This window comes from Mycobacterium sp. (assembly GCF_036273375.1).
Classification (GTDB): Bacteria; Actinomycetota; Actinomycetes; order Mycobacteriales; family Mycobacteriaceae; genus Mycobacterium.
On sequence record NZ_DASUHS010000044.1, the window covers coordinates 1 to 17,592 of the forward strand.

At 65.4% G+C, this 17,592-nt stretch carries 18 protein-coding genes, 1 other RNA gene and 2 pseudogenes; 8 read left to right on the forward strand and 13 right to left on the reverse strand.

Going from position 1 to position 17,592, the window contains the following annotated elements; genetic code table 11:
• The coding region (locus VFW69_RS04305) for an alpha/beta fold hydrolase (RefSeq protein ID WP_526498516.1) at nucleotides 1-210 on the forward strand (210 nt) is incomplete at its 5' end.
• A 106-nt stretch (nucleotides 211-316) separates the two neighbouring features.
• Here the strand turns inward: VFW69_RS04305 and ssrA are convergent.
• From ssrA to prfB, 10 genes are all read right to left on the reverse strand, one after another.
• Nucleotides 317-684, reverse strand: a transfer-messenger RNA (tmRNA) gene (gene ssrA / locus VFW69_RS04310).
• Nucleotides 685-822: 138 nt separating this feature from the next.
• A complete protein-coding gene (locus VFW69_RS04315) occupies nucleotides 823-1,785 on the reverse strand; it encodes a ferritin-like domain-containing protein (protein WP_526498518.1) in 963 nt (320 codons plus the stop codon).
• A gap of 164 nt (nucleotides 1,786-1,949) precedes the next feature.
• Nucleotides 1,950-2,795: a maleylpyruvate isomerase family mycothiol-dependent enzyme gene (locus VFW69_RS04320; protein WP_526498520.1), complete on the reverse strand. Its 846-nt coding sequence runs from the start codon at nucleotides 2,793-2,795 to the stop codon at nucleotides 1,950-1,952.
• 53 nt (nucleotides 2,796-2,848) lie between these two features.
• On the reverse strand, nucleotides 2,849-3,691 hold the full coding sequence (locus VFW69_RS04325) for an EamA family transporter (protein WP_526498546.1): 843 nt from the start codon (nucleotides 3,689-3,691) through the stop codon (nucleotides 2,849-2,851).
• Nucleotides 3,688-4,197 (reverse strand): SsrA-binding protein SmpB, encoded by a 510-nt coding sequence (smpB, locus tag VFW69_RS04330; protein ID WP_526498522.1) that lies wholly within the window; start codon nucleotides 4,195-4,197, stop codon nucleotides 3,688-3,690. The genes VFW69_RS04325 and smpB overlap by 4 nt, the downstream gene beginning before the upstream one ends.
• 2 nt (nucleotides 4,198-4,199) lie before the next feature.
• On the reverse strand, nucleotides 4,200-5,093 hold the full coding sequence (gene ftsX / locus VFW69_RS04335; protein WP_526498524.1) for a permease-like cell division protein FtsX: 894 nt from the start codon (nucleotides 5,091-5,093) through the stop codon (nucleotides 4,200-4,202).
• A complete protein-coding gene (gene ftsE / locus VFW69_RS04340) occupies nucleotides 5,094-5,783 on the reverse strand; it encodes a cell division ATP-binding protein FtsE (RefSeq protein WP_526498548.1) in 690 nt (229 codons plus the stop codon).
• A gap of 43 nt (nucleotides 5,784-5,826) precedes the next feature.
• Nucleotides 5,827-6,324 carry an Rv3103c family proline-rich protein gene (locus tag VFW69_RS04345; RefSeq protein ID WP_526498526.1) on the reverse strand — a complete coding sequence of 166 codons (498 nt, stop codon included), beginning with the start codon at nucleotides 6,322-6,324 and terminating at the stop codon, nucleotides 5,827-5,829.
• Entirely contained in the window at nucleotides 6,321-7,307 is a 987-nt protein-coding gene (locus VFW69_RS04350) for a mechanosensitive ion channel family protein (protein ID WP_526498528.1), read from the reverse strand. Before VFW69_RS04350 ends, VFW69_RS04345 begins: the two co-directional genes overlap by 4 nt.
• A complete protein-coding gene (prfB, locus tag VFW69_RS04355) occupies nucleotides 7,297-8,409 on the reverse strand; it encodes a peptide chain release factor 2 (protein WP_526498530.1) in 1,113 nt (370 codons plus the stop codon). Before prfB ends, VFW69_RS04350 begins: the two co-directional genes overlap by 11 nt.
• 162 nt (nucleotides 8,410-8,571) lie before the next feature.
• Between prfB and VFW69_RS04360 the strand changes: the two genes are divergently transcribed.
• Both VFW69_RS04360 and VFW69_RS04365 read left to right on the forward strand, forming a co-directional pair.
• Nucleotides 8,572-9,933, forward strand: a complete 1,362-nt coding sequence (locus tag VFW69_RS04360) for an FAD-dependent oxidoreductase (protein WP_526498532.1) — start codon at nucleotides 8,572-8,574, stop codon at nucleotides 9,931-9,933.
• A 39-nt stretch (nucleotides 9,934-9,972) separates the two neighbouring features.
• Nucleotides 9,973-10,334 (forward strand): annotated as a pseudogene (locus VFW69_RS04365) (pyridoxamine 5'-phosphate oxidase family protein).
• Here VFW69_RS04365 and VFW69_RS04370 read toward each other — a convergent pair.
• A pseudogene (locus tag VFW69_RS04370) lies at nucleotides 10,276-10,531 on the reverse strand (globin family protein); the annotation flags it as partial. The pseudogenes VFW69_RS04365 and VFW69_RS04370 overlap by 59 nt on opposite strands.
• A 500-nt stretch (nucleotides 10,532-11,031) precedes the next feature.
• On the opposite strand from VFW69_RS04370, the gene VFW69_RS04375 reads away from it, so the two are divergent.
• Entirely contained in the window at nucleotides 11,032-12,198 is a 1,167-nt protein-coding gene (locus VFW69_RS04375; protein WP_526498534.1) for a PPE family protein, read from the forward strand.
• 92 nt (nucleotides 12,199-12,290) lie between these two features.
• Nucleotides 12,291-13,379 (forward strand): PPE family protein, encoded by a 1,089-nt coding sequence (locus VFW69_RS04380; protein ID WP_526498536.1) that lies wholly within the window; start codon nucleotides 12,291-12,293, stop codon nucleotides 13,377-13,379.
• A gap of 7 nt (nucleotides 13,380-13,386) precedes the next feature.
• Here VFW69_RS04380 and VFW69_RS04385 read toward each other — a convergent pair whose 3' ends face one another.
• Nucleotides 13,387-13,713 carry a hypothetical protein gene (locus VFW69_RS04385; protein WP_526498550.1) on the reverse strand — a complete coding sequence of 109 codons (327 nt, stop codon included), beginning with the start codon at nucleotides 13,711-13,713 and terminating at the stop codon, nucleotides 13,387-13,389.
• 63 nt (nucleotides 13,714-13,776) lie between these two features.
• Between VFW69_RS04385 and hisN the strand changes: the two genes are divergently transcribed.
• The 3 genes from hisN to VFW69_RS04400 all read left to right on the forward strand — a co-directional run bounded on the left by hisN (nucleotide 13,777) and on the right by VFW69_RS04400 (nucleotide 17,286).
• On the forward strand, nucleotides 13,777-14,571 hold the full coding sequence (gene hisN / locus VFW69_RS04390; RefSeq protein ID WP_526498538.1) for a histidinol-phosphatase: 795 nt from the start codon (nucleotides 13,777-13,779) through the stop codon (nucleotides 14,569-14,571).
• 79 nt (nucleotides 14,572-14,650) lie between these two features.
• A complete protein-coding gene (locus VFW69_RS04395) occupies nucleotides 14,651-16,048 on the forward strand; it encodes an acyl-CoA dehydrogenase family protein (protein ID WP_526498540.1) in 1,398 nt (465 codons plus the stop codon).
• A gap of 32 nt (nucleotides 16,049-16,080) precedes the next feature.
• Entirely contained in the window at nucleotides 16,081-17,286 is a 1,206-nt protein-coding gene (locus VFW69_RS04400) for an acyl-CoA dehydrogenase family protein (RefSeq protein WP_526498542.1), read from the forward strand.
• Nucleotides 17,287-17,367: 81 nt separating this feature from the next.
• Here VFW69_RS04400 and VFW69_RS04405 read toward each other — a convergent pair.
• Nucleotides 17,368-17,592: aldo/keto reductase (locus VFW69_RS04405; RefSeq protein ID WP_526498544.1), on the reverse strand; the 225-nt coding region annotated here is incomplete at its 5' end.

Genomic DNA, 17,592 nt, shown 5'->3' on the forward strand with positions numbered 1-17,592 from the left:
TCAACACCTGCCGACCTATCGGCGATCACCCAGCCGACATTGATCGCCAACGGCGACAACGACCGGATGGTCCCCAGCACGCTCTCCGAAGACATGCACCGTCGGATCGCCGGGTCGCAACTCACCATCTACCCCGACTCCGGCCACGGTGCGATTTTCCAGTACCACCACGAGTTCGCTTCTACCGCAATCGAGTTCATTGACTCTTGACTGGGAACCCATATCGCACATTTTCAGGCTTCGAGGGCGAACGTGCCGGTGAGGGCGCGCTGGCCGCAACGAAAACAAGCCAAGCCTTTCGGCCTGGCTTGTCTCTCAGTGGAGCTGCCGGGAATCGAACCCGGGTCCTACGGCATTCCCTCAAGACTTCTCCGTGCGCAGTTCGCTATGCCTCTACTCGGATCTCCTGGTCACGCGAACAAGCCAGGATGACGATCCCAGTCGCTGTTGGTGTCCCGATAAGTCCCGCGACCGGACTCATCGGTGGATCCCTCTAGCTGACGCCAGGGTCCGGGTCGAGGGCTTTCCCGGTCTGACGGACTAGCTGTCGCTTAGGCAGCGAGAGCGTAGTCGCGCTGATGTGAATCGGCGCTTATCTGTTTGCAACGACGCTTACGGTGGTCAGTTGCCTGCACCGGCACGCTTCTCTTGATTCGATGCGCGAAGTCGAAACCTTTCAGCCCCTCGCACCCCACCGACTTTCGGCAGGAATATCAATGGTACCTGGCTATCAACCAGCGGCAACGCAAATATCTTCCGCGCCGGAAAGCCGAGTGCCCCCGGCGTCATGACACCGGGGGCACTCGCCGCATTGACGATCCCCTAGTTGATACCGACCACCTCTTGGGCGATGGCAGCCACACGGGTCTGCGCCGCCGAGACGATACGCTGCCGGTTCTTGTGCGCCTCTTCGTAGGCGACCACGACGCGCACGTCGTCAGCGGTGGTGAGGTCCTTGATCGCGGCCACGGCGTCGCTGACGTTGAGGTCGTCATAGTTACGGATGGGCAACTCGGACTCATCCAGAACGCCGACCGCGGCACGGCTCGAGTGCAGCGCGTCGGCGACCCGGTCCGCGCCCTCGGAGCGGGTGACCCTCTCGGCGGCCCGCAGAGCGGCGCTCTGTGACGCGGACAGCGCCTTCGCGGCGATCTCACTGGCGTTGCCGCCGCGCTTGACCAGGTCGTTGATCGCCGGGCCGGTGGAACGCAGCGCGTCCACGGCGCGATCCACCCCGCGGGCGGACCAAGCGACCGGCAGGTTGACCAGCTTCACCGCGGTGCCGGCGGCCATCTGTATCGGGGTCCGACGAAGCGCCGCCGGCCCGCCGAGCGCATCCTCGGCAAGCACGGTGGTCAGCCAGTCCACGGTCGCGGCATGGGCGGTGATCAAGCGGTCGGCGAGATCAACGACGTCCTGGCGCTTCGCGGCGACTGCCAGCGCTTTGGTGTAGCGCGCCCGGTCCAGAAGCTGGTCCTCGAGCGCGAGGTCACCCAACAGCGCCTCGTCGAAGGGTTCGGCCTGCTCGGTCAGGGCCTTGACCGCCGCAGCGGCGCGACCCAGGAACGGACCGATCACGTCGGGGTAACCGCCCAGATCCCGGATCGCCGACTCGATGGCTTCTGCACGGTCACGGCCATTTCCGGCGTTCTGGGAGAGCTCCCGGCGCACCGCCTCGGTGCGTGCCTGGGCGACGCGGGTCTCCGCGATTTGGATCTCGGTATTCGTCAGATCGAGCAGCGTCCGCAGTTGCGCGAGCAGTCTCGAGGTATCGGGTGTAGTCATTTGTACAGGCCTCCTGGCGTGGACGATTGGTGTCGGCGCAAGGTGCGCTCTATTCGTTCGGCTACCCATTCACCGGGCCAGGACACCTCCAATACGGAGGTGTGACATATGTCGCGTTGACTACTTCTCGGTCGGCACCTGGTCAAACGGCGCCAAACACGCACTCAGATAACGAAATTGAGGTGCTCGACGATTTGTGTCGCAACTTCTCGGTCGCCGTCGAGCTGGATGTCCTGGGCACGGGCCGGGCACATCGGGCGACCACCGGTGAGTCTGGTGAACTGCAGCCCGTCCAGCCGGATGGTCGCGGTCGGTTCCTGGCCGCCGAAGCCGTCGACCACCGCGGCCCGGCCGTCGACGCTGACCCGGATGGCGCGGGCCAGCGGGCCGGTGAGGTCGAACTGGATGCGTGAACCGTCGGGCGCCTTGGCCAGCTTGCCCACGACGTAGCCCATCGTGGCGGCGATCTCGTCCACTGCGAGCGACGCCCCGAGGCTGGCCAGCTCGTCGTCGGACGGCGGCCGTTCCAACGCCACGCGAATGTCTTCTTCGTGCATCCAGCAGTCGAACACCCGGATCCGCATGAACCGGCCGTAGGAGTCCGGGCCGGTGGGAGTCATCGTCACCGCGTCCCACTCCTCACCCGAGAGGCTCGTCAGCGCTTGGCGCCGATCGGTGGTGATCGCCCTGAAGCTTTCCAGAACGTCGGCATCGGCGCGCGCGCTCAGATGGCGAACCCAGCACTCGTTCATCACCCCGACGTCGTTGCGCACGTGTTCCAGCGTCGAGACGTCGATATCGGGCTGGGGTGCGGCGATGCCGGCGAGGAACGACTCGGTGCCGATCATGTGCGCCACCAAGGCTTTAACGTCCCAGCCCGGCAGCGGACTCGCCGCCCGCCATTGCGCTTGGGACAGCCCGGCCAGCAGCGCGTCGATGTCGTCCCACACCGCGAAGAGGCCGGAGAGCACGGCGGACTTGTCGAGTTTGGTGACGGGACGATCGGCCATGGTCAGGATCGTAGGCCGATCAGCTTCCCACCAACAGCGGGAGCTCCGGGCCGTCAGGCCGAGGCGATCATCGCCACGGAGCCCATGGCCAGCACCATGCCGATCCCCTGCAAGCGGGTCACCCGCTCGCGCAGCACCACCATCGCCAGCACCACCGTCGCGGCCGGATACAGCGAGATCAGGATGCTGGCCAACGACAGCAGCCAGGTGTGCAGCGCCGCCAGCATGGTGATGTTGGCGAAGATGTCCAGGACGGCGACGGCCACGGCCAATTTGAGCGGCCGCCCGCGCGGCATCGCCATGTTCTGGCTGGTTTTGGCCATGGCGAATACCACCAGGCTGGCCGCCACCCGAGCGAAGAACAGCGGCCAGAGTTTGCATACGTGCGGCGCCTGGTGCAGGAACACCAGGTTCAATCCCATCGCGGAGCCCGCAACTACTGTGAGCCAGGCCACTTTTGGAGTGAACCGGTACGGCGTCCCCTCCACGGGCGCCTCCCGACTCACGAGCATCACCGCAGCCAGCGCCAGGACGACACCCACCAGGGCCGCCTGGCCAGGCCGCTCCCCCAGCGCCATACCGACCGCCACGGGCACCGCGGCGTTGAGCACGGCCGCCAATGGTGAGACCACCGAAATCGGCCCGGAGCCAAGGGCCGCGAAGAACGCCCACATGCCAAAGGCCATGCCGATGCCGTACAGGCAACCCCACACAACGGCGCCGGCATGAATAGGCCCGCCAACGAAGACGGCCATCACGCCCAATATCAGCGTCTCAATCGGGTAAGCGACCAGCATCACCCGCAGCGCGGCCACCCGCCGAGCCGCCACGCCGCCCACGAAATCGCTGACGCCGTACGTAACAGCAGACAGCTGGGCGTAAGCCGCCCCGATCAGATCATGCCCTTTGCCCGACGTCCCATTTCACGGACCACCTCACGCTGTGCATCACGCTGCGCCATGTCCTGGCGCTTGTCATAGGCTCTTTTGCCGCGCGCAAGGGCAAGTTCGACCTTGACCTTGCCTTCGGAGAAATACAGAGACAACGGCATCAAGGCGAGGTTACCATCCCGTACCTTGCCGACCAGCCTGTCGATTTGTTGCCTATGTAACAACAACTTTCGGTTGCGACGTGGCTCATGATTGGTCCAGCTACCGTGCTGATACTCCGGAATGTACAAGTTACGCAACCAAACTTCGCCGTCGTCGATCGTTGCGAACGCGTCAGCTAACGATGCTTGGCCCAGGCGAAGGCTTTTGACCTCGGTGCCCTGCAAAGACACTCCCGCCTCGAACAACTCGATGATCGAATAGTTGTGCCGCGCTTTGCGATTGGTGGCAATGACCTGTTTGCTGCCACCTTTACCGCCCGCCGCGTTGGCGCGGCCGGAACCCTTGGCCACAGCTACCGCCGTATATAGAGGCGCAAGGTCGCGTACCCCGTCACTGCCGCCATCGACACGCCGAGCAGGAACAACCACGGCGTGATGTAAAGGATGTCGGCATAGTCGACCTTGGCAATTAGATGTGCTTGATAGAACTGGCTCAGCGCGTTGTCCAGGAACAAAGCCCGAACCAACATGAGTCCGACGACGGCGATGGCCACACCGATAGACGCGGCCAGTATCGCCTCCACCAGGAAGGGCAGCTGGGTGTACCACCGGCTGGCACCTACCAGCCGCATGATCCCGATCTCGGTGCGGCGGGTGTAGGCCGCGACCTGCACCATGTTGGCAATCAACAGGATTGCTCCGACGGCCTGCACCAGGGCGACCGCGAACGCGGCATCGCGCAAGCCGTCCAACACGGCGAACAGGCGGTCGATGAGGTCCTTCTCGTTGAGGATGCTGCGCACCCCGGGCTGGCCCTGCATCGCGGCATCGAACTCCGCGTGTTGTTCGGGATTGTTCAGTTTGACGATGAACGACGCCGGAAACGAGTCCTTGCCCGCCACGTCCTTGAACTCCGGGAACTTCTTGATGGCGTCGTTGTAGGCGTCTTGTCGATTGACGAAGCGCACCGATTTGACGTCTTGCCGCGCATCGATCTTGTCGCGCAGCCCCTTACACGGCGCGGACGCACATGTCGTGTCGTTGGCCGAGATGTCGTCGGTCAGGAACACCTGCGTCTCTACGCGGTCGAGGTAAATCTCGCGCGAGTTGTCGGCCAGGCGGACCACCAGCAGACCGCCGCCGAACAGGCCGATGGAGATCGCGGTCGTCAGGATCATCGCGGCCGTCATCGTTACATTGCGGCGAAACCCGGTCAGGACCTCGTTAAGTAGGAAACCGAAGCGCACTTAGCGGTCCATCCCGTAGACGCCGCGCTGCTCGTCGCGAACCAGCCTGCCCAGCGACAACTCGACGACGCGCTGGCGCATCGAGTCGACGATGTGGTGATCGTGCGTTGCCATCAGCACCGTCGTTCCCGTGCGGTTGATCCGCTCTAACAAATCCATGATGTCCTTACTGGTATCTGGGTCGAGGTTGCCCGTCGGCTCGTCCGCCAGCAGGACGAGCGGCCGGTTGACGAACGCGCGGGCGATCGCCACCCGCTGCTGCTCGCCACCGGACAACTCGTGCGGCAACCGATTGGCTTTGCCGGACAATCCGACGGTTTCCAGCACCTCCGGCACCACCCGGTTGATCGCGTCGCTTCGTTTGCCGATAACTTCCAGCGCGAATGCGACGTTCTCGTAGACCGTTTTTTGCTGCAACAGGCGGAAGTCCTGGAAAACGCAGCCGATGACCTGGCGCAGCTTCGGGACGTGACGACCGCGCAACTTGTTGACGTGGAACTTTGAGACCCGGACGTCACCGTTGGTCGGATTCTCCGCGCCGAGCAGCAGCCGCATGAACGTGGACTTGCCAGACCCCGACGGGCCGATCAGAAAGACGAATTCACCCTTATCGATCTTGACGTTGACGTCTTCCAGCGCCGGGCGGGCCGACGCTTTGTACTTCTTACTGACATGGTCCAGGGTGATCATCACGGCACGCCAGTGTAGCGGTGAATTTCGCTGGCAGGCGAAGTCAACTGGCCGGAGGCGGCGAAGTCGGCGCCGGGCCCGGCCCCGGCTGTGGTTGCTGCGGCGGTGACAGGGTGGGGCTTGAGCTGGGCGGGCAGAACGGCGCCGGCAAGACGCACGGCAGCTGCGGCAGCTGGAACGGCGGTGTGGTGGTCGTGGTCGTCGTCACCGGTGGTGGCGGCGGTGGCGGGGGTGGCGGCGGCGTGCTCGTCGGGGTCGGCGTATAGGGGACGGTCGGCGGCGCCTGCACCCGGCTGCGCGGTACCCAGGTGTAGTTGGGGTCGGGCACGAAGCCCGGCGGTACCACTTGCTGGGCGGGGGGCTTGGGCGCCGGTTCCGGGCGATAGGTGTCGTAGACCCACCACGCCACCAAGAAAGCCACGATCAATACAAATGTGGACGTGCGTAACCGCCCGCCGAACATGTGCTTCGGCCAGCGATGCTCCGCATCCGTGTCGTCGCCGTCGCCGCGCTTCTCGAGGATGTTCAGGGTGAACTTCAACGCTTCTGCACCGCACCTTGAACTTCATCATCGGCTTGCTGTTCGGCGGCCTGGGCGGCCGGAACCGAGGGGTCTTCGACCAGGCCCACCTTCGCGTCCGCCGCCGTCACGATCCCGACGCGGGCCAGCGCCCGGATGACCAGCACACGCAGCTGCCGCCCGACCTCGAACTGCTTGCCGGGCAGTGTGCGGGCCACCATGCGCAGGGTGACGGTGTCGACTTCGATGCTTTCCACGCCCATCACGGTGGGTGCGTCCAGCAACAAGTCCCCTAATGACGGGTTTTCCAGCGCGCGCTCGCACTCCTGATGCAGGACCTCGTTGACCCGGTTCAGGTCGGCGCTCGTCGACACCGGGATGTCCACCACCGCGCGTGCCCAATCCTTGGACAGGTTGACCACCTTGACGATTTGCCCGTTGGGAATGGTCAACACCTCGCCATCCGGCGAGCGCAGGCGAGTCACTCGCAACGTCACGTTCTCGACCGTGCCGGTTGCTTCCGTAGCGGATACGACGGTGAGGGTGACCAGGTCTCCGAACCCGTACTGGCGCTCCACCAGGATGAAGAAGCCGGAAAGCAGGTCTCGCACCAACTGTTGCGCGCCGAAACCCAGCGCGGCGCCGACCACGGTGGCCGGCGCGACCAAGCCCCCGACCGAAAATTGCAGCACCTCGGCGATCTGCATGATGACCCAGATGCCGATGATGACGACGGACACCCAGGAGATCACCGACGCCAGGGCCTGCCGGTGCTTGGACGCTTCCGAGCGCACCAGCGCGTCGCTCTCGGCGAAGCCCAGGTTGAGCTGATGGGTCACCTGCTGTGCCACCCAGTTGACGAACCGGGCCGCGAGCACCGCGGCGATCAGGACCATGACGATCCGCAGACCCCGGGTGATGATCCACTCACCAAGCTCGCCCCGCCAGAAGTCGTGCCAGCGGTGCGTCATCGATGCGGCGAGAAAACTAGTGTTATTCGTCATCTTTTCGGTTGCGCCAACGTATTCCCGCTTCCAGGAATCCGTCGATGTCTCCATCCAGGACGGCCGCAGGATTGCCAACCTCGTGCTCTGTTCGCAGATCCTTGACCATCTGATACGGCTGCAGAACGTAGGAGCGCATCTGGTTGCCCCACGAACTCCCACCTTCGCCTTTTAACGCGTCTAACTCAGCGCGTTCTTCGGAACGCTTGCGCTCCAATAACTTTGCCTGAAGCACTCGCATCGCCGAGATTTTGTTCTGCAACTGCGATTTTTCGTTCTGGCAAGTTACGACGATACCCGTTGGGATATGGGTTAAGCGTACCGCAGAGTCGGTGGTGTTCACCGATTGGCCTCCCGGGCCACTCGAACGGTAAACGTCAACGCGCACATCGCCTTCCGGTATGTCGATGTGGTCGGTGGTCTCGACCACCGGCAGCACCTCGACTTCAGCGAACGAAGTCTGACGCCGGCTTTGGTTGTCAAACGGGCTGATTCGCACCAGTCGGTGCGTGCCCTGCTCCACGGACAGCGTGCCGTAGGCAAACGGGGCGTGCACGGCGAACGTCGCGCTCTTGATGCCGGCCTCTTCGGCGTAGGACGTGTCGAACACCTCGACGGGGTACTTATGCTGCTCAGCCCACCGGATGTACATCCGCATCAGCATCTCGGCCCAGTCGGCGGCGTCCACCCCGCCCGCGCCGGAACGAATGGTGACCAGCGCCTCGCGTTCGTCGTACTCGCCCGACAGCAGGGTGCGCACCTCGGTGGCTTCGATGTCCGCGCGCAGCGCCTTCAGCTCGGTGTCCGCCTCGGCCAGCGCGTCGTCGGCGCCTTCCCCCTCCTCGGCGGCCAGCTCGTAGAGCACCGGCAGGTCGTCCAGGCGCCCGCGCAGCTCCTCGACCCGGCGCAGCTCGCCCTGGGCGTGAGACAACTCGCTGGTCACCCGCTGGGCACGAGCTTGGTCGTCCCACAACTGGGGATCGGATGCCTCGTGTTCGAGCTTCTCGATGCGCGTGCGCAGACCGTCCACATCGAGCACCCGCTCCACCGTGGTCAAAGTGGCGTCGAGTGCGGCGATATCGGCTTGACGGTCGGGTTCCACAGCCGACAACGTTACCTGGGGGCCCCCAAGCAGCTCAGCTCGCAGCGAGTGTCCAGGTCACGACCAGCGGTCATGCGTTTAGCATCAACTCACGATCATGTGCGCCCCGCTTTGCGCGCGACAGCCCCCTGCGCGCATTCGGGCACGAATAGAAGGTCGAGAATGCGCCCTTACCACGTTGCAATCGTTGGCTCCGGACCGTCGGGCTTCTTCGCCGCGTCCTCCTTGCTGAAGGCGGCCGACGGGTCCGAGGACATCGATATCGCCGTCGACATGCTGGAGATGTTGCCCACTCCGTGGGGGCTGGTGCGCTCCGGCGTCGCGCCCGATCACCCGAAGATCAAGTCGATCAGCAAGCAATTCGAGAAGACGTCCCAGGACCCGCGCTTCCGCTTCTTCGGCAACGTCTCGGTCGGCGAGCACGTGGAGGCCAGCGAACTCGCCGAGCGCTACGACGCCGTCGTCTATGCGGTCGGGGCGCAATCCGACCGTGCGCTGAACATCCCCGGCGAGAACCTGCAGGGCAGCATCGCCGCCGTCGATTTCGTGGGCTGGTACAACGCGCACCCCAGTTTCGAGGCGGCCACGCCCGATCTCTCGGGGGCACGGGCCGTGGTGGTCGGTAACGGCAACGTCGCGCTCGACGTCGCACGCATTCTGGTCACCGACCCCGACGTGCTGGGGTCGACCGACATCGCCGATCACGCGCTGGAGTCGCTGCGCCCGTGCGGCGTCGACGAGGTGGTGGTCATCGGTCGGCGCGGACCGCTGCAGACCGCGTTCACCACCCTCGAGCTCCGCGAGTTGGGAGACCTCGAAAACGTCGACGTGATCGTCGATCCCGCCCAGCTGGAGGGCATCAGCGACGAGGATGCGGCCGCGGCCGGCAAGACAGCGAAGCAGAACATCAACGCGCTGCGGAATTACGCGAAGCGCGACCCGCGCCCCGGCCACCGCCGCATCGTGCTGCGCTTCATGACCTCCCCGATCGAGATCAAGGGCGACGAGAGGGTCGAGGCAATTGTGCTCGGCCGCAACGAGCTGGTCACCGACGACAGTGGGTGGGTGTCCGCCAATGACACGGGCGAGCGCGAGGAGTTACCGGTTCAGCTGGTGGTGCGCTCGGTCGGTTACCGCGGTCTGCCCACCCCGGGACTGCCGTTCGACGAGAAGACCGCGACGATCCCCAACAGCGGCGGCCGGATCGAAGACAGCCGCAACGAATATGTGGTCGGGTGGATCAAGCGCGGGCCGACCGGCGTGATCGGCACCAATAAGAAGGACTCCCAGGACACAGTGGACACCCTGCTCGCCGATTTGTCCGGCGCTGACGGTCTTGCGGATTTCCCGGACGACCACGCCGACCAGCTATCCGACTGGCTGGCTTCACGCCAGCCCAAGCTGGTCACCTCGGCGCACTGGGATCTCATCGACGCCCACGAGCGAGCGGCGGGCGAACCGCACGGTCGCCCCCGCGTCAAGCTGCCGAGTTTGGCCAAGTTGCTGCGGGTCAGCCACGGCTGATTCTGCCCCGAGAGTACAAAGGGCTCTACTAGTGTCTCGCTGGGCCGACTGGTCACCAACTTCGCCGGTGAGCCCGAGATCTTTCCCGTCAACTTCGTCGGGCAAGACCGCACCGTGCTGTTCCGCACCGCCGAGGGCACCAAAGTGTTCTCGGCCGTGGCGAATCACGCGGTGATCTTCGAGGTCGACGACCACAACCTCATCGAAGGATGGAGCGTGATCGTGCGCGGTCGCGCGCGACTGCTCAAGACCGACGCGGACATTCAACAAGCCGAACGCGCGCAATTGCTGCCGTGGACGGCAACGCTAAACCGCACTATGTGCGCATAACGCCGACCGAAGTCACCGGTCGTCGTTTCCGATTCGGTCCGGAGCCTGACCGCCACGAGCCGGTTGCGTGACGAGGAGCTCGGGTGCGTCGGCACCGGTCAGTCGACGGTGCATGGCCCACGCGATCCGGCCGGCCTGAACCTACGCCCGATCGGCCGCCGGTTCCGCGATACATCTCGTCAACGGTGTTGTGCCACAGGGTGAGCCAGCGCCGGAAGTGACGATCCGACAGGGGGGCACGCCGGTGGATCTCCCGGTGCGCGTCCAACCATCACGGGAGATCAGGAGCGCGCACTTTGGCCCGGCACCGGCAGACGGCCAGGCACCCGTCGCGACTACCAGACACCAAGCACTTCAAACACTTTCGATGGTCAACCTGGTGCCTGTCGCGGCCTGAGGCCTGGTTAACAAAAGATGAACACAGCATGAACACAGGCTGAATTCTAGATGGTCCGCGCCGTGAAATAAGCAAAACCCCGCAAGCATCGGCCGCACCTGCGACTTTTGAAGGGCCCGAAAACCGAAGGTCCTTGCTATGCCCTGCGCTCACTCTCCGCCAACCCGATAAGCGCCACACTGCCCGCCAGCCAGCCGGCCGTGACGCGATCGCGCCGGACTGCCTTCTCACCTGACGCGGGGTGAGCTTTGCCGACAAGCAAAGTGAATCAGGGAGCGGCCCAAACATTTTGACAAACACGCCGGTGCGGCTAGTGCCGGCGCCGGTGGCGTTTGTCCAGAAAAACCACACTTCGAGGGGATGTATCACACATGGAGTGGACTTTTCTTCCACCCGAAATCAATTCGGCCCGGATGTACACCGGCCCCGGATTGGCCTCGCTGCTGGCCGCGGCCGGAAGCTGGGATGCGCTGTCGGCCGAGCTGGCCTCCACTGCCGAATCCTACGAATCGGTGCTCGCGGGTCTGGACCTGCAATGGCGCGGCCCCGCCTCCGAGTCGATGGCGTACTCGGCCGCGCGCTACATGGGCTGGCTGCAAGCGACTGCCGAACAGACGAAGCAGACAGCCATGCAGGCGCGGACGGCCGCGGCGGCCTACGAGCAGGCGTATGCCATGACCGTGCCCCCACCGGTGATCGCCGCCAACCGCACGCTGTTGGCAGCGCTGGTGGCGACGAACATCGTGGGCCAGAACACCGCGGCCATCGCGGACGCCGAGGCGCAGTATGCCGACTTTTGGGCTCAGGACGCCGCTGCCATGGCCGGCTACTCCGTGGCGTCGATGGCGGCGACGACCCAGTTGCCCCGTTTCGCCACCACGAACAAATCCACCAACGAGTCCGGGGTGAACGCCCAGAACGCCGCCGTGGCCACGGCCAACGCCAACTCCGGCGCGACCAAGGCTGCTACGCAGACGTTTTCACAGCTCTCTGTCCAGCAACCGCAGGTGCAAGCGGCACCGAATGCGGGAACGGCCGCGGCTGCAGCTGGAGGTGGTAGGCCCGCCTTCGTTTTCCTGGACGCCATTCAGGGAACGGGCCTCGGCTTCAGCGCTCCCTACAACATGGAGCAGTTCGTGTCCGGAATCATCGGCGCCGAGAACAATTTGGGCATTCTCGCCAAGCCCGGGGCGGCCGCGGCCAATCTTGCTCCCGCGCTGGCGGCGCCCGCGCTGCGGGGCGCAACATCGGGACTCGGCGGTGGCCTGGGCAATGTCACCGCGACTCTCTCGCACGCCGGCAGGATTGGCCCGATGTCGGTGCCCGCGAGTTGGTCCGCACCCACCAGCACCCATATCTCGCCGTTAGAACCCGCCGGCTTCACCACGCTGCCGGGGACCGAAGAGCCGGTGACGTCGGGGTATCCCGGTTACCCCGGCATGCCGGGCGGCGGTGCCGCCCGATCCGCCGGCGCAGGTGCCCCACCCCGCTACGGCACGCGGCTCACCGTGATGCCACGCCCGCCAGCCGCCGGGTGACGTGCCGCCAACCCACCAACTGCCGTCGACCACAGGGCTAACCGTTCGTCGCGAGCAGTTTCGCTACACGCAGCTGATCGGGCTGTAAGACAATGGATTTCGGCTTTCTGCCACCAGAGGTGAACTCTGGCCGCATGTATGCCGGTGCCGGGTCGGGCTCGCTGCTTGCTGCAGCGGGAAGCTGGGACTCGCTCTCGGCCGAGCTGGGCATCACGGCCGCCGTGTACGAATCGGTGCTGTCCGGCCTGACCGGTTTGTACTGGTGGGGGCCCGCAGCCCAAGCGATGGCGGTTAGTGCCGCGCCCCATGCGGCGTGGCTGCACGCGACCGCCGAACGTGCACAACAGACGGCCATACAGGCCCGGGCCGCCGCGGCGGCCTACGAGCTCGCGCATGCCATGACCGTGCCCCCGCCCGCCGTCGCGGCCAACCGCACCCAACTGGCGACGCTGGTGGCAACGAACTTCTTCGGTCAGAACACCGCGGCCATAGCGGCCACCGAAGCGCAGTACGCCGAATACTGGGCTCAGGATGCCTCTGCGATGTACGCCTACTCCGTCAGTTCGGCTGCGGCGGCCCAGTTTTCGCCGTTCGCCGCCCCGCGCCAAGCCACCAGTGCGGATGGGGTAACAGCTCAGCGAGACGCCGTCGCCCAAGCTACCGCCAACGCCTCGAGTTCGAAGTCGGGCTCGCAGGGAGCTTCAGCGGCCAGCGGATCGTCGTCGGAACTCTTCCGAATCCTCGACACCATCCAGGGCGCCCAGACCTCATTCAGATCGATTTTCACTGCCGAGGGAACTGCTTCCGGAATCATTCAGGCCGACAAGAACTTAGGGATTTTGCCGAACCTCGCGGCCGCTCCGGCCGCGCTCCCTAAGGCGCCCTCGCTCAGCGGTGCGACATCGGGCCTGGGCAACGTCAACGCGGTGCTCGCGCGCGCCGGACGGATCGGCTCGATGTCAGTTCCCCCCGGCTGGGCCACCGCAACCGGCAACCCCGTTACGGCCTTGCCGGGCAGCGGCTTGTCCGACCTGGCCGCGACCGAAGCGGTGGCGCGCACCGGGTCCGCGACGCCCGGCATACCCGGAATACCGGGAGGGACGGTCAGGCGGGCCGCGCTGGTGGTCCCCCGCTACGGCGTTCGGATCACGGTGATGACGCGCCCACCGGCAGCCGGTTGACGGACGCTCAGCCCGTCGGCGGCTCCGGCGATTCCGGTGACGTAGGCGGTACCGCGGGAGCGAATCTCCAATTGTCCGGATTCTTCGGCGAATACACCACCGGAAACAGCTGGCCGATGGTCGGCCATTGATTCACGTCCACGGCCATGCGCTGATACACCGCATGCTCGTTGACGGTGGGTCCGTTGATCACGCCGGCGATGGTGACGAACTGCTCGCCGGCGGCGTCGGGTCGGGGACTTATCCCGGTCACCAACAGTGTGCCGCTCAGCAGCTCACCGCGCGGGCCGCGCGGGACGAACCGCTGGACGAGAAATACGCCCAAGATGGCCATCAGCAGAAGCAGCAGTCCGAATTCCCACACGAGGCCATCGTAGGACCGTGATAAGACTGCGTCATGAGCCAGGACGATCTGGCGCTGGCCCTGACGCTGGCCGACCGCGCAGACACGTTGACTTCCGCGCGATTCGGCGCGCTGGACCTGCGCGTCGACACCAAACCCGACCTGACGCCGGTGACCGACGCCGATCGCGCGGTCGAAACCGAGCTGCGTGAGGTGCTCGCGCGCGAACGGCCCGACGACAGCATCGTCGGCGAAGAGTTCGGTGGCGACACCGCCTTCACCGGACGTCAGTGGATCATCGACCCGATCGACGGCACCAAGAACTTTGTCCGCGGGGTGCCGGTGTGGGCCACGCTGATCGCGTTGCTGCAAGACGGTGTCCCCGTCGTCGGCGCCGTGAGCGCCCCGGCCTTGCAGCGCCGCTGGTGGGCCGCGCACGGCCAGGGCGCTTTCGTCGCTGTCAACGGTGCGCCCGCGCGTCGGCTCTCCGTTTCCTCAGTGGCACAACTGAGTTCGGCCAGCCTTTCGTTCTCCAGCCTGTCCGGATGGGCGCAGCTCGGTGCGCGGGACCGATTCATCGCACTGACCGACGCGGTGTGGCGGGTGCGCGCCTTCGGCGACTTTCTGTCCTACTGCCTGCTCGCGGAAGGTGCGGTCGATATCGCCGCCGAACCGGAAGTGTCGGTGTGGGACCTCGCGGCGCTCGACATCCTGGTGCGCGAAGCGGGCGGGGCGCTGACGGCGTTGGACGGCGCCGCGGGACCGCACCACGGCAGCGCCGTGGCCACCAATGGCCTGCTGCAGCAGCAGGTGCTCGGCAGCCTGACGGCCACCCCCGCTGTGAATTAGTTAACAAGTGTTCTCTCCGATCTTACTCCGGAGTAAGATCGGCGATATCCGCATTGCCCAACGACCTGAGGCTGCTGAAATGACCGGTTCCGGTTCTAAACAGACATCCGCCCGCCCCCGCACCAAACGGCGCGACCACAAGTCCGCTGTCGGGCTGCAAACTCACAAACGCACCGGAGTCGACATCGCCATAGCGCTGATCACCCCACTCGTCGGGCAGAACTTCCTGGACAAATACCAGCTGCGTGACCCCCTCAACCGTGCCCTGCGCTATGGCACGAAGACGGTCTTCTCCACCGCCGCCACCTCTTCTCGGGAGTTCAAACGGATCCAGAACCTGCGCGGCGGTCCGACCCGGCTCAAGTCCAGCGGCAAGGATTACTTCGATCTGACGCCTGACGACGAACAGAAGATGATCGTCGAGACTCTCGACGAGTTCGCCGAGGAAGTGCTGCGGCCCGCCGCATACGACGCCGACGAGGCGGCAACCTACCCGCACCAGCTGATCGCCAAGGCCGCCGAGCTGGGCATCACCGCGATCAACATCCCCGAGGATTTCGACGGCATCGCCGCACACCGGTCCAGCGTGACCAATGTGCTGGTCGCCGAGGCGCTGGCCTATGGCGACATGGGTCTGGCGTTGCCGCTGCTGGCCCCGGGAGGCGTGGCCTCCGCGCTGACCCATTGGGGCAGCGCCGACCAGCAGGCCACCTATCTTCCCGAGTTCGCCGGTGAGAACGTGCCCCAAGCGTGCGTGGCCATCGCCGAGCCGCAACCGCTCTTCGACCCCACCCGGCTGAAGACCACGGCGGTACGCACCCCGAGCGGCTACCGCCTGGACGGGGTGAAGTCATTGGTCCCGGCCGCTGCCGACGCCGAGCTCTTCATCGTCGGCGCGCAGCTGGACGGCAAGCCGGCCTTGTTCATCGTTGAGTCCTCGACGAAAGGCCTTACCGTGAAGGCGGATCCGAGCATGGGGATCCGCGCGGCGGCCCTGGGCCACGTCGAACTCTCCGGGGTGACGGTGCCGCCGAACGCGCGGCTCGGTGAGGACGAAGCGACCGACGAGGATTACTCCGAGGCGATCGCGCTGGCCCGGCTGGGCTGGGCCGCGCTCACCGTCGGCACCTCGCACGCGGTGCTCGACTACGTCGTCCCATACGTGAAAGAACGCGAGGCCTTCGGTGAGCCGATCGCCCACCGCCAGGCGGTGGCCTTCATGTGCGCCAACATCGCCATCGAATTGGACGGGCTGCGGTTGATCACCTGGCGCGGCGCTGCGCGTGCCGAGCAAGGCCTGCCCTTCATCCGCGAGGCGGCGCTGGCCAAGCGGCTCGGCGCCGATAAAGGCATGCAGATCGGCCTCGACGGCGTTCAGCTGCTCGGCGGCCACGGCTACACGAAGGAACACCCGGTCGAACGCTGGTACCGCGACCTGCGGGCTATCGGCGTTGCCGAGGGCGTCGTCGTCATCTAAGTCGTTATACAACTCGAGCTGAAAGTTCAATCATGGCAATCAATCTGGAACTTCCCCGCAAGATGCAGGCGGTGACGACGAAGACGCACCAGGGCGCCGCTGAGTTGATGCGCCCGATCGCCCGCAAGTACGACCTCAAGGAACACGCGTACCCGGTCGAGCTCGACACTTTGTTCAGTCTCTTCGAAGGAGCTTCGGAGTCAATCGAATTCGCGGGCGCGAACGCGCTGGGCGGCGAGGACGAAGAACGGGACAAAAACCACAACGGCGCCAACATGGCCGCACTGTTGCAGACGCTGGAAGCCAGTTGGGGTGACCTCGCGATGATGTTGTCGGTCCCCTACCAGGGGCTGGGCAACGCGGCCATCTCCGCCGTCGCCAACGAGGAGCAGCTGCAACGCCTGGGCAAGGTATGGGCGGCGATGGCCATCACCGAACCCGGCTTCGGATCGGACTCGGCGGCGGTGTCGACGACGGCCACCCTCGACGGCGACGAGTATGTGATCAATGGCGAGAAGATCTTCGTGACCGCCGGCTCCCGCGCCACCCACATCGTGGTGTGGGCGACGCTCGACAGGGCAGCGGGCCGCGCGGCGATCAAGTCGTTCGTCGTGCCGCGCGAGCATCCCGGTGTCACGGTGGAACGGCTCGAGCACAAGCTCGGCATCAAGGGTTCCGACACCGCGGTCATCCGGTTCGACAATGCCCGCATTCCGAAGGAAAACCTGCTCGGCAACCCCGAAATCGAGGTGGGCAAGGGCTTTTCCGGAGTGATGGAGACCTTCGACAACACCCGGCCCATCGTCGCGGCCATGGCCGTCGGTGTCGGCCGCGCCGCGTTGGAAGAGATTCGGAAGATCCTCACGGTGGCCGGCGTGGAGATCTCCTACGACAAACCCTCGCACGCCCAGAGCGCCGCGGCGTCGGAGTTCATCCGGATGGAAGCCGACTGGGAGGCCAGCTATCTGTTGTCGCTGCGGGCGGCGTGGCAGGCCGACAACAAGATCCCGAACTCCAAAGAAGCTTCGATGAGTAAGGCCAAGGCCGGCCGGATGGCCACCGACGTCACGCTCAAGACCGTCGAATTGGCAGGCACCGCCGGCTATTCCGAACAGTCGCTGCTGGAGAAATGGGCGCGCGACTCGAAGATCCTGGACATCTTCGAGGGCACGCAACAGATTCAGCAGCTGGTGGTCGCGCGCCGCCTGCTGGGCCTGTCCTCCTCCGAGCTCAGGTAGCGATCGTGTTGCCGTGCGCCGAGCGTGCAATCACGGCGAAATATCGGATGGTTCCCGCCCTGAGTGCACGTTCGGCGAAACCTAAGCGGCTATCGCGGTCAGGCGCTCGCGGGCGTCGTCGTCCAGTTCGATGGACGCGACGGCCAGGTTCTCCTCCAGGTGGCTCAGCGACGAGGTACCGGGGATAAGCAGCACGTTCGGCGCCGCGCTCAGCGTCCACGCCAACGCGACCTGAGCCGGTGTGCGGCCCAGTCGTTGTGCGGTCTCCTGAACCACCCGGTGGCTGAGCACCGGGTTGGGCTGCAT